The 12,918-nt window shown below is 32.2% G+C and carries 5 protein-coding genes; all 5 read left to right on the plus strand.

From position 1 onward, the window contains the following. The 5 genes from GQR92_RS00930 (at nt 1) to GQR92_RS00950 (ending at nt 12,866) form a co-directional block, all read left to right on the plus strand. Entirely contained in the window at nt 1–2,751 is a 2,751-nt protein-coding gene (locus tag GQR92_RS00930; protein WP_158837359.1) for a family 78 glycoside hydrolase catalytic domain, read from the plus strand. Between the two features lie 182 nt (nt 2,752–2,933). Then, a complete protein-coding gene (locus GQR92_RS00935) occupies nt 2,934–5,081 on the plus strand; it encodes a BNR-4 repeat-containing protein (RefSeq protein ID WP_158837360.1) in 2,148 nt (715 codons plus the stop codon). A 277-nt stretch (nt 5,082–5,358) separates the two neighbouring features. Then, nucleotides 5,359–7,755, plus strand: a complete 2,397-nt coding sequence (locus tag GQR92_RS00940) for a BNR-4 repeat-containing protein (protein ID WP_233269935.1) — start codon at nt 5,359–5,361, stop codon at nt 7,753–7,755. Nucleotides 7,756–7,951: 196 nt separating this feature from the next. After that, nucleotides 7,952–9,862, plus strand: coding sequence for a hypothetical protein (locus GQR92_RS00945; protein ID WP_158837362.1), 1,911 nt, complete (start codon nt 7,952–7,954; stop codon nt 9,860–9,862). A 226-nt stretch (nt 9,863–10,088) separates the two neighbouring features. Further along, entirely contained in the window at nt 10,089–12,866 is a 2,778-nt protein-coding gene (locus GQR92_RS00950; RefSeq protein ID WP_158837363.1) for a family 78 glycoside hydrolase catalytic domain, read from the plus strand. Nucleotides 12,867–12,918 lie beyond the last annotated feature (52 nt).

Genomic DNA, 12,918 nt, shown 5'->3' on the forward strand with positions numbered 1-12,918 from the left:
ATGGATTATAGAATTCGAAATTTTCTAGTAATACTTTGTTTAACTTTTTTGAATGTATGTTGTGCTCAAAAGGTTAAACCTATAGACGTAAAAGAATTAAGATGTGAATATTTGGTAAATCCTTTAGGTATAGACACTAATAAACCACGTTTAAGTTGGCAAATAATTGACGAAGCCTATGTTAGAGGTCAAAAGCAAACGGGGTATCATATACTTGTAGCTAGTAGCCCAGAACTTTTAACTAAAAACGAAGGCGATTTATGGGATAGTGGTAAAATTAAATCATCGCAATCTGCTTTGGTCTCTTATGCAGGCAAAACATTAGTTTCAAATCAAGATTGTTATTGGAAAGTTCGTGTTTTTGATAAAGATGGAAAAGCTAGCAATTGGAGTAAATCTGCTCGTTTTTCTATAGGATTACTTGCAGATAAAGATTGGACAGCTTCTTGGATTAGACATCCCAATATGGATAAAGTTGCTAAGACTGCTGATAAAGAAAAAACAACTGAATTAGCAACAGATCACAAAACAAATCTTCCGGTAGAACAACATTTATGGTTTCGAAAAAATCTAAAATTATCTGCTCCGGCTAAAAAAGCATTTCTTCATGTGGCTTCATGTGGTTATCACGAGTTGTATGTAAATGGCAAAAAAGCAGATAATCGGTTTTTGGCACCTGCTCAAACGCGTTTAGACAAACGTATTTTGTATGTTACTTACGATATTAGTGATTTATTGGTGAAAGGCGATAATGTTATAGCATTTTGGACAGGCCCAGGGTGGTCTCGTTACACAACCTTCAATACATTCCAAGCGCTACGTGTTCAACTTAATGGCGAAGATGAAAAAGGAAAGTCGTTGTCTTTAGAAACAGGAAAAGATTGGAGATGCCATGCGGCTAACAGTAAAAACCGAGGGAAAATAAAATATAGAGATCACGGTGGTGAAATTGTGGATGCACAACAATATATACAAGGATGGAATCTTACTGAGTTTGATGATACAAATTGGGATTTAGCAGAAGAAACAACCATTAAAGCAAAGCTTTCGTCTCAAATGATGGAACCAACTCGTATAATTGAAACAATTTCGGCTAAAAATATTTCTGGTGAAGAGACTTACTTTGTAGATTTAGGTAAGAATTTTACAGGTTGGGTAGAACTAAAAATAAGAGGTCAGCAAGCAGGCGATGTCATAAAAATTAAAGTGGCCGATGATGATAAAACTGGGCAAGATTTTGGACAGCTCAATGAATATATTTGTACAGGAATAGGGGAAGAGGTCTTTAGAAACCGATTTAATTATATCGCAGGACGTTATGTAACTATTGAAGGTTTAAGGCAAAAACCAAAACTTAGTGATGTAAAAGGTTTGGTGCTTGCAACCGATATTAAACAGGTTGGGCATTTTACGTCATCAAAAGAATTATTCAATAAAATTTATGAGGCAGATTTATGGACCTATCGTGCAAACACGGTAGAAGGTTTTACCATGGATTGCCCACATAGAGAACGATTAGGGTATGGCGAAGTAGCCTTTGCAACCTCTTGGGGTATAGCGTTGCCAAATTATCAAAGTGGCGCATTGTATATGAAACATGTGCGAGATTGGGCAGATGTACAAACAGAAAACGGATGGTTTTATCATACTGCACCACAAATTAACCATCATTTTGGAGGGCCAATGTGGAGTAGTGCAGGACTTAATATTGCTACAGCATTTTATCAAGTTTATGGTGATCAGCAAATATTTGAACGCATTTATCCAGAAGCCATTAAGTGGTTGGAGTATTTAAATGAGAATGTAAAAAATGGCGTTCTTGTTAATTATTCAGAAAATAGAGGGAAATTTCTTGGAGATTGGGCTGCACCCAAAAAACGTAAAGAATGGGGAGATACACCAGAAGCACAATATTTTAATAACTGTGTGTATGCCATGAACTTGGCAGATGTGGTTCGTATGGCTCAAATACAAGGTAAAGAAAAAGATGCTGAGTTTTATCAAAAACGCTTAGATGCATTGCGCAAGGCCATACATCAACACTTTTTTAATTCTGAAACAAATACCTATTCAAACGGAACTCAGGTACAACAAGCTTTTGCTTTAATGACAGGCGTTGCACCTAAAAACCTTCGTGATAAAGTATTTGCTAACATAGAAAAAGAACTTACAGATAATCAGGCTTATTTAGATATGGGAAGTTCTGGCTTACCCGTTTTATTTAAGTATATGATTGAAGAATCTGGACGAAGTGATTTGTTTTTTAAAGCACTTTCTAGTAAGGTACAACCTAGTTACGGGTACTTTCTTGAACGCGGAGAAAATACTTGGCCAGAATATTGGAATGTAGATGTACCTAGTCGTATTCATACCTGTTACACTGGTGTAGCGTCTTGGATGACCAAAAGTCTTGCGGGTATTCGTCCAGATCCTTTGTCTCCTGGTTTTCAATCTTTCATTATTCAACCTATACTAGCAGGCGATTTGAGTTTTGTAGAAGGAAGTACAACATCCCTTTATGGGAAAATAAGTAGCCGTTGGGAGCGTAATGATAAACAATTTACATTAAATGTAAGTATTCCTCCTAATTCTCAGGCTACAGTTTATATACCAACAAATAATTTAAAAAGTATTACCGAAAACGGAAAACCAATGAAAAAAAGTGAAGTAGTAACCTTCCTTCGTTTTGAAAACGGAAATGCTGTATATAGAGTAGAATCGGGTAAATATAAATTTAAAGCTAGTATCTAAGCATGTTGATTTTTTATTAATAAGATCAACAAATAAAATAGTTGTGAATTTTAAAATTCAAAATTATGAGCTTTATATATTATTGTTACAACCTATAGCGATAATATATGAATATAGATATTATGCTTTTTGTGTTAAAATAAATAAAACACAAACAATTAACTAATTAAATAACTAAACTTATGAATGATTTAAAAGAACAAACATTAACTAATGCAAAAATTAGGATTACCTACACAATCAAACTATTTGCGATAGTACTATTTTTATTATCCTTTAAAAATACTTTTGCTCAAAAAGTAGAATTTTTAGAAAGAAGTGAAGTAACAAATGAGGCATTATATTTTTGGTATCCAAATAAAAACGGAGAAAAAGTAAAAGCATTTCATTATGCACCAAGCATAAGTCCGAGAGGAGATTGTTTAACAGTTGTTAATGGATATATTTTCTTTGGCTGGTACAAAGGCGGTATGAAAAATGGTAGAGATTTAATGATTTCTCGTAAAAAAATAGGATCAGGTAAATGGGTTACAGTTCAATTACCTCATAAAAATACATTAATTGGCCCTAAGGTAAATAGCTGGGGAGATTCTCATAAAACTATAAGTGTTGGTGTTAGTAAAACAGACGGTACAGTTCATGTTTTTTACGATCATCATAATGATCCGCTTAAGTATATTGTATCTAAAAAGAATACTGCTTTTGCAAAAGATAGCGACTTTAAAATAGGTATGTTTAATAGAACGAGAGGGTATTTAGCTGTAGGAGAAAATGTTACAATTACATATCCAGCGGTTACCGAAAATGACAAAGGTAACTTGATTGTTAATTACAGAAAAGGATCTGCAGTTGGTGGTAATGAAATGGTTCATGTATATAATGGATCTACAAGTACCTGGTCTAAAGCTAAAATGGTAATTAGAGGTTCTGGTAAAGGATTTGTAGAAACAAAAGATAGAAATTATGCCTATGCACCAGCACCTGTTTTGGCAGGAGGTGATTTATATTATGGTTTTTCTGTAAGATGGGCAAGAAAAAAAGCAGACGATGTACTTAATGAAGGGGTGTATGTGGCAAACGCTGGACCTACAATGACCGGTGCTTGGAAAGACGTAGACGGAAAAACACAACCTATGCCAATTCAAGATTATTCTCCACTTTTAATAGATTTACCAGCAACTAAAGATGGTAAAGGATCTAGCGGAGGACCTTCAATGGCAGTAAGTGATAAAGGAGATATTCATATTAGTTATAGAGGTAGAGGTAACGATACTAAATATCATTATACCTATGTGCGTAAAGCCGGACAAACTGAATTTACAAAACACTCAGGAGTAGGTAAAACAGGTATTGCTTATGGAGACCGTATTTACAACACTTCTATTAATAAATCTAAAGGAATTATAACAATACAGAGTACAGCAGCAGGAGAATTTAAATACAGAAATGATCTTGTTTATCAAACAAAAGATACCTTAGGAAGCTCTGGTGTACGTATAGTTGATGGTAATCTTGTTGTTATAGCAGAAGACAGAGGTGATACCAAAACAGATAGCCAAGGTATATTTTCTTATGTTTTTAAAATAAGTGATGATAATGTGTCTACACCTCCGCCAACTATTGGAGATATAACAGCATCTTGGTATAAAGTAAAAAATGTATCAACAGGTAGGTTTTTACAAGGTGTGCCTAGTAGTACTGTTATTCAGACTAATACAGGGCAAAGTGGGTACGATAAACAATGGAGACTTGTAAGAACAGGTACGGGTAGTTATTTTAATATAGATAACAGAAAAGCAAGTAACAGTAATAGTTCTGGTATGCTAGCAGAAGGTGCTAATAACACTATTGTAGGAACCCAAACAGAACCTGTAAAATTTCAAAGTGATAAGCAATGGTCTGTAATTAGTTTAGGTAATAATATTTATCAATTTAAATTAAAAAAGAATAATAGATTCTTATCTCAAAATAGCAGTAATAAAGGTGTGTTGGTAACATCTGGTAGTGCTAATACTACTAAATGGCAGTTAATAGCAACAAGTACAGCTTTAAGTAAAACATCAGAAAAAGAAAATATTTTACAAACTGATGATATTACTACGGTAGCAGTTTACCCAAACCCTGCAAGAAGTAGTTTTAATATTTCTTTAAAAGGCATTAAAAAGGCGGATATTTCAATTAGTAACATGCTAGGTAAATTAATTTATAAAAACACAACTACTAGTGGTACTCTAGAAATAATAAATGAAGAAAAATTTGCTCCAGGCATTTATCTAATAAATGTTGTAGGTGATGGAAAATCTTATCAAAGAAAATTAGTAATTGAATAATTTTTTTTGATAAAAAATAGTTTTTTATAAAAGCCAGAGAAATTAATTTCTCTGGCTTTTATTTATTTTAAAAGTAAGCTAAAAAAAGGTTATATTGTTTTTAATCTATGCCCTCTTTTAAGAACTGCAAAATTTATTAAGTAATACAGGACAGTATATAACAGTTTGTTGATGTATTTTAATGAAATTTGTTGTAAATAAAATTTTTACTAATTAAAATAAAATGATAAAAACTACAATTAAAAAATATTTTAAGTTTTCCAACGAAAAACTAATATTGACTTTATTTCTTTTTTTAGGATTTAATAGCTCTATAAATGCACAGGTAATTTTAGAAAAAGAAGTTAAAATTTCTGATATTGCTTTACATTTTGATGGTGTTAAAGTTGGAGATGGTGCTACAAATACGGGCGTAAATGCTCCCTTTGATTATTTTTATGGACGTAATATATCTGCGCATGGAGATTGTATAAAAACCTATGGTAAATATGTTTTTATGACATGGTATAGAGGGGGTAAGGCAGATCGTCATGTTATGTTAACACGTTATAATACAGAAACGGGTACTATGGCTACAATAGAATTTCCTCATACACATACAGGGTTTAATAATCAATGGTGGATAGGTGAGTCTCATAATACAATAGGTATTGGTATTAGTCCAATAGATGGAACTATTCATCTATTATATGATATGCATGCCTACCATAGAACTAGACCATCTGATGGAAGTTTAGCTAAAGACTATTTTAGATATTCTTATTCTAAGAAAAATATAGTATCAGTTTCTGATGCAGAATTTACCTTAAGTCAGTTTGAGCAAAATAACGAAGGAGGATACAAGCACCTTAGTCTTAATGGAGGTGAAGATTACTCTAATTTTCAAGGCTTAACATATCCGCAGTTTTTTGTGAATGACTCTGGAGACCTTTTTATGTATATGAGAGAAGGAGGTAACAATAATGGTGCTTATAAATTTTCTAAATACACAGCAAGTACTTCTACCTGGTCTAGTTTTACACATTTTAATGTTTTAAACGCTAAGAATAAAGGAGGTGATGTTAACTGGGGGTTATATGGTAATATGAAATATATAAACGGTAAAATTAGAGTAGGTTTTCAGAGAAGAGCTAATAAAGATGATAAGTACCAATATCAAAATGGAGTATATTACGCGTATTCCGATAACCAAAGTGGAGCCGATAGTTGGAAGAATCATAAAGGTACTGAGTTTAATTTACCTTTAATAGACGCAGATTTTGCAAAGGTTATGGAACCTGGAGATTATGTACAAACTACCCAAAAAGACAAGGTTTACATTGTTCAAGGTTTTGATTGGACCGTGACAGATAAAGGTGACGTGCATATTATTAGTCAAGTAAAAGATAACGAATTTAATGTTACTAAATATTTACATACTTATAAACCAGCAGGAGCTAATGATTCTGATGAGTTTACTACTTCCGAAGATTTTGCAGGAGGATCTTCAATTTATACCTTTGGAGATGATGTTTACATAATAGGGTTAACAGGAGGAAGAGTTTATGTAGAGAAAGCTAAAGGAGGTACAAATAATTTTACTAGAGTATATCAAGCAACTTCAGGAAAGGTTTTTGACCACGGTAGAGTACATATTGCAGATGGTAAATTATATTACTATTTAATGGAAAGAAAAACAGGGAATGCACAACCTATTTATTTACAAATAATAGATTTAGGAATTTTGCCTAAACCTTTTAATGTTTCTTTAGCAGCCCCTTATGATAATCAAGTTTTTAATACCACAGAAACTATTCAATTACGTGCTAATTCATCTACAAATTCTGGTACAATTTCTAAAGTTGAATTTTGGGTTGATGGGCAATTGTATAGTGAAGATACAACTTCTCCTTATACAGGAGAATGGAGTACTCAAACACCAGGTACGCACACTGTAAAAGCAATAGCTTATAATGATAAAAATGAAAGTTTGTCTTCTACAGAAGTTACCATAACAGTTAATGTTAAAGATTTTAATGATTTATCAGGAGATATTTATAGAATTAAAAATGTGGCAACAGGTAGGTATTTAGATTCTGAAGAATCAGCAGTAATTACAAGTGAAGTAGCTACAGGTGAGGATAAAGAATGGAAATTTGTAAAATCTGGAGATTTTTATAATATTGATAGTAGTGTAAAAGGAATTTTAAGGTTTGCAGGAGGATCTGCAGGAACAATTATAAATACTGGTTTTGCACCACCAAGAGCAGATGTAGATAAAATATGGACGGTAATTTATGAAGGAAATGGAGTTTATACTTTTGAAACCAAAAATTCTGGAAGATATTTGTATAATGAAGAAGACAATACTGTTAGTCATTCATTAAATAAAGATGATAGAAGCAAATGGATTGTAGAATCAACAACAGCTATTCTTAGTGTAAATGATAATCAACTTATTTTACCATCTATAAATGTATATCCAAACCCAGTAAAAGATCAGTTTACAATTTCTTTAAAAGGAATTACAAATGCAAAAATATTTATTAGTGATATGTTAGGTAAAATTGTTTACAAAACAGTTACAAATAAAGAGAATGTATTGGTTACAGAAAAACTGAATTCTGGTATTTATATTATAAGAGTAATTAGTGATCATAATAAAGTATACAATCATAAAATTATTGTAAAATAATTTTTAAATAGATTATAAAATTGATGAAGCTAGCATTGTAAAAAATGCTAGCTTTTTTTTATACAGCAAAGTTTTTTTTTAGAGGAGTGTATTTTATCAAATTTTAAAAAGCATTTAACCAATAACGATAATGCAGGACAATGTTTTTTATAAAATAAATTAATTTTAAAGCTTAATTGTTAAATAAGGTATAAACATGAAAAGACGCTCATTTATTCAGGTATCCACATGGGGGAGTTTGGGGCTAATTTTACCAATATATTCGTGCAACAAAAATGGTTTTAAAAAGCTAGATTTAAAAAGCATGACCGAGTTTGAAAAGCAATCTTTTAATTTGCTAAAAACATGGTGTGATGCTATGATTAGAGATCAAGTAAATAACCCAAACGATTCCGTTACAGATGGGGCATTGTACTGTTATGCCTGTAATGTTGTGCATGGTAGGTGCAACGATGCTGTTTACCCGTTTATGTATATGGCAGATGTTACTGGTGAGCAAAAATATTTAGATGCGGCCTTAAAACTAATGGATTGGTCTGTAAATGTAGATAACCCAGATGGAAGTTGGACCAATATGATAGATCCAAAATCTTGGAATGGGATTACTGTTTTTGGAGCCATAGCTTTAGGCGAAGCTTTACATCATCACGGGCATTTGCTATCTAAAGAGTTAAAAGAAAAATGGGATACACGATTAAAAGCTGCAATAGAATTTGTTTATAAAAAGTTCGACATGCATTTTAGTCACATCAACTATCGTTTTACAGCTATTTATGCCCTGTATTTTTTAGGAAAATATTTTAAAGAAGAAAAATATATTGTCCGCAGTAAAGAATTTGTAACATTAATTCCCGAGTATTTAACAACTCCCAATAAATTGATATTTGGAGAAGATAAACCAGATAACGATAAAAGTGCTAAAGGCTTTTATCCTGTAGATTTGGGGTATAATGTAGAAGAAACTTTAAATGCTTTAGTACAATATGCTGTTCTGGAAAAAGATGAAGAATTACTAGTGTTACTTACAGAATCTATGAATGGGCATCTAGAATTTATGTTGCCAGATGGTGCTTGGGATAATAGTTGGGGTACTCGTCAAAATAAATGGAGTTATTGGGGTAGTAGAACTACAGATGGTTGTCAACCCGCATTTTCGTTAATGGCAAATAGAAATGCTGCATTTGGTACGGCAGCTGTTTTAAACACAGAGTTATTAGAGCGTTGTACCGTAAACGGCCTTTTAGCTGGTGGTTTGCACTTTGAGTCTCATGGTGTAAAACCATGCATACATCATACTTTTTCTCATGCAAAAAATTTAGCATTTGTTTTAGATAATACAGCGCATATAAAAAATGTAAATAAAGCTACTCCAATTCCTAGAAGTAGTAAAGATGGTGTAAAACACTTTGCAGAACTAGATGTGTGGCTAGCCTCAAGAGGCCCTTGGAGAAGTACAGTTTCTTCTTACGATCAAATTTGGAAAAAGAAATATTCTGTTGCAGCCACAGGCGGATCTTTAGCTGTTTTATGGCACGAAAAAGTTGGTCCGTTATTTACAGCAAGTATGGCAGAATATCTCTTAGTAGAAGATTATAACCAGCAACCACAACCAGAAGAAGGTTTTTGTTTAACACCAAGAGTAGAGCGTTTTGTTGATGAGGTTTGGTATACAAATATTCATGATTTAAAAGCAAAAGTATCAGTAATTGATACTAAAGAAACTATAGATTTTACTATAGATGCAGTGTTAACCAATCGTGAAAAAGAAACTTTAAAAACAGCAGGTAATATTAAATTGAATTACCTTTTTGATAAAGAAAAAACAACCATTAAAGCAGTAAGAACAGCGTCAAATTTTAATAAAGACACCTTAGTGTTACCTCTAGTTTCTGCAAGTGGCGAAAAAGTGGCTCAATTAACCGAGTATAAAATAGCAATTCATAAAAAAGAAGGTGTGGTTGTTATTAATGCAAATGTGCCTTTAATCATTAAAAAACATAATAGAGAGCGCATATTTAATCAAGTTCCTGGTATGGAGGTAGTGCCCATTTTGGCAATGTTTCCAGAAGGAGTTAAAGAGGTTATTTGTACAATAAAAATAATATAAATTAATTATCGATTTTACGAGACAGAGCAGGATGGTTTTAAAAGAAAAAAAATCAATCTTGCTCTGATGAGTTTTAATTTTTTTTTGATGATTTTTTTATGAAAAAATGCATACAAAATCTATGTGTCAAATAATAAAAAATAAATCGAATAATCTTTTAATACAGTTTAAAGCATATCCGTTTTAATCTAAAAAAAAAACTAAAATTTAAAGAATTCAATTAAAAATGAAGCAGCAATATTTTTATTACATAGTTAGTTTTCTAACCCTATCAATTTTTATTTCATGTGAAAAACCTGAAATTTCAAAACCTATAGAACTTAGGGTTTCAGAGAATTTTAAAAACCCTATTGGGTTTTATAATAACAAACCTACTTTTTCATGGGTATTACCTGTTTCAGAAAATGTAAAAAGTCAATCTGCATATCAAATTGTTGCAGCTAGTTCACCTAGTTTATTACCAGATAACCCAGATATTTGGGATTCAAAAAAACAAGTAAAAAATCAATCTACATGGATTAATTATAAAGGGAAACCTTTGCAATCTAGACAAAAAGTATACTGGCAAGTGCGCTATTGGGATCAAGACAAAACCGCATCTACATGGAGTGCTATAAATACTTTTGAATTAGGTTTACTAAATAATAAAGATTGGAAAGCAAAATGGGCAGGTTTAGATACTGCAAAAGATAGTATTAAAGGCGTTAGAAAATTTTTAATGCATAGACCTCAATATTTAAGAAAAGGTTTTGAAGTATCTAAGGAAGTAGAATCTGCAAGGTTATATATTACAGCAAAAGGAATTTTTGATGTGCATTTAAACGGAAAAAATGTAAGTGATGATGTAATGCCTCCGGGTTGGACACCTTATAACCACCGTATAGAAACACTTACTTACGATGTTACAACGTTATTAGAAACAGGTAAAAATGCCATAGCGGTAGCGTTGGCTTCAGGATGGCATTCCGGAAGAATTAGTAGAGGTAAAGCACTTTACGAAAACTTTGCATCACCTAAAATATTATGTCAGTTAGAAATAACCTTAAAAGACGGATCTAAACAAATTATTATATCTGATGAAAGTTGGAAAGGAACCACAAATGGTCCTATTCGATTAGCAGGTATTTATGATGGAGAAACTTATGATGCTAATCTTGAAATACCGAATTGGTCTGCTGCAAATTTTAACGATGCTACTTGGCAAAATACAGAAATAGATGCGGTTGTAGATTCTGTTAAACTAGCTCCTAAACGCCATACAACAGTAAAACAAAAATCATTAATTAGTAATGTAGAGGTTGTTTCTGTAAAAGAGAACATAGCAATATTTAACTTAAAGCAAAATATGGTAGGCGTACCAAAGGTAAAAGTGCCTATGAAAAAAGGTGATACCTTAAAAATTCGTTTTTCAGAAATGTTGTTAAGTGATGGCTCGTTTTATACCACCAATTACCGTTCGGCACAATCTACCGATTATTATATCGCTGCGGCGGATGGAATTATAAACTATACACCAAAATTTACGTTTCACGGATTTCAGTTTGTAGAATTAAGTGGATTTGATAAACAAGGAAAACCAGATTCAACTTGGGTACAAGGATTGGTGCAGCATTCAGATTTTGAAGTAAATGGAACGTTTACATCATCACACGAAAAATTAAATCAATTACAAAGTAACATTACTTGGGGCTTACGCGATAATTTTTTCGATGTTCCTACAGATTGTCCGCAACGAGACGAACGCTTAGGGTGGACAGGCGATGCACAAGTAATCTCTCCAACAGCCATGTTTAATTTTAAGACACATGCTTTTTGGACAGCTTGGTTACAAAGTATGCGAGAAACTCAGTCTGAGCATAAAGACGGTTTAATCCCTTTTATCATACCAGACGTACTACAAAATAACAATGCAAGTTCTGGTTGGGGAGACGCAGGTGTAATTATCCCTTGGGATATTTATAATATTACAGGAGATATAAGTGTGCTTCAAGAAAATTACGAAATGTCTAAAAAGTGGGTTGGTTATTACCAATCTAAGGCTAAAAATTATATTTCTTATGTGCATTCTTTTGCAGATTGGTTACAACCTTACCCAGAAAAAACAGGTAAAATAGGGAATAGAGGCGATACACCAAAAGAGTTTATAAACACAGCTTATTTTGCACACTCTGCTCATTTACTATCTAAAATTGCAAGTGTTTTAGGTAAAACAGAAGACGAAAAAAAATACAAAAATTTATACAAAGAAATAGCCAATGCTTTTGAAAACAAGTTTTTTGATGAAAACGGAATGTTTATAAACACAAAACAAACGCAAACAAGTTATTTACTAGCGATACATTTTAATTTATTAAAACCAGAAACCAAAGTAAAAGCACAAAAGCATTTGCTAGAAGAACTTAAAAAAGCAGATTACCATTTAGGAACAGGTTTTTTAGGAACACCAATATTACCTAAGGTTTTAGATGATATGGGCGAGATAGATTTAATGTATAAAATTTTATTTAAAGAAACCTATCCATCTTGGTTTTATTCTATAAATCAAGGAGCAACCACTATGTGGGAACGTTGGAATAGCTTTAGTAAAGCAGATGGTTTTAACCCACAAAGCATGAATAGTCTTAACCATTATGCGTACGGAGCAGTAGGACAATGGATGTACGAGCGTATTGCGGGTATTGCATCATTAGCACCAGGCTATAAAAAAATTAGAATTGCTCCAATACCTAATGAAAGATTATCTTCTGCATCAGCATCTTTAAACACCTCTTACGGAGAAGTTTCTTCTGCATGGAAAATTGAAAATAAAACGTTTCAATTAGATGTTGTTATTCCACCAAATACAACGGCAGAAGTTCATATTCCTTTAGGAAATCTAGAAGAATTACTTGTAAACGGAAGCGCTATAAAAGAAAATATTAATATAAAATTATTAAATACAGATAAAGAATCTTTAGTAATTTTAGTGAATTCAGGAACTTATAAATTTCAAAATAAATTTTAATTAATACTTTATATAAACATGTTTAAATATCTTTTTTCCACAATTTGTTGTT

This window comes from Polaribacter sp. L3A8, assembly GCF_009796785.1.
Lineage (GTDB): Bacteria > Bacteroidota > Bacteroidia > Flavobacteriales > Flavobacteriaceae > Polaribacter.

Bases quoted from the DNA above. Each gene is read 5' to 3' on its own strand.
- GQR92_RS00930 (WP_158837359.1), top strand. From the start codon at position 1: ATGGATTATAGAATTCGAAATTTTCTAGTAATACTTTGTTTAACTTTT.
- GQR92_RS00935 (WP_158837360.1), top strand. From the start codon at position 2,934: ATGAATGATTTAAAAGAACAAACATTAACTAATGCAAAAATTAGGATT.
- GQR92_RS00945 (WP_158837362.1), top strand. From the start codon at position 7,952: ATGAAAAGACGCTCATTTATTCAGGTATCCACATGGGGGAGTTTGGGG.
- GQR92_RS00950 (WP_158837363.1), top strand. From the start codon at position 10,089: ATGAAGCAGCAATATTTTTATTACATAGTTAGTTTTCTAACCCTATCA.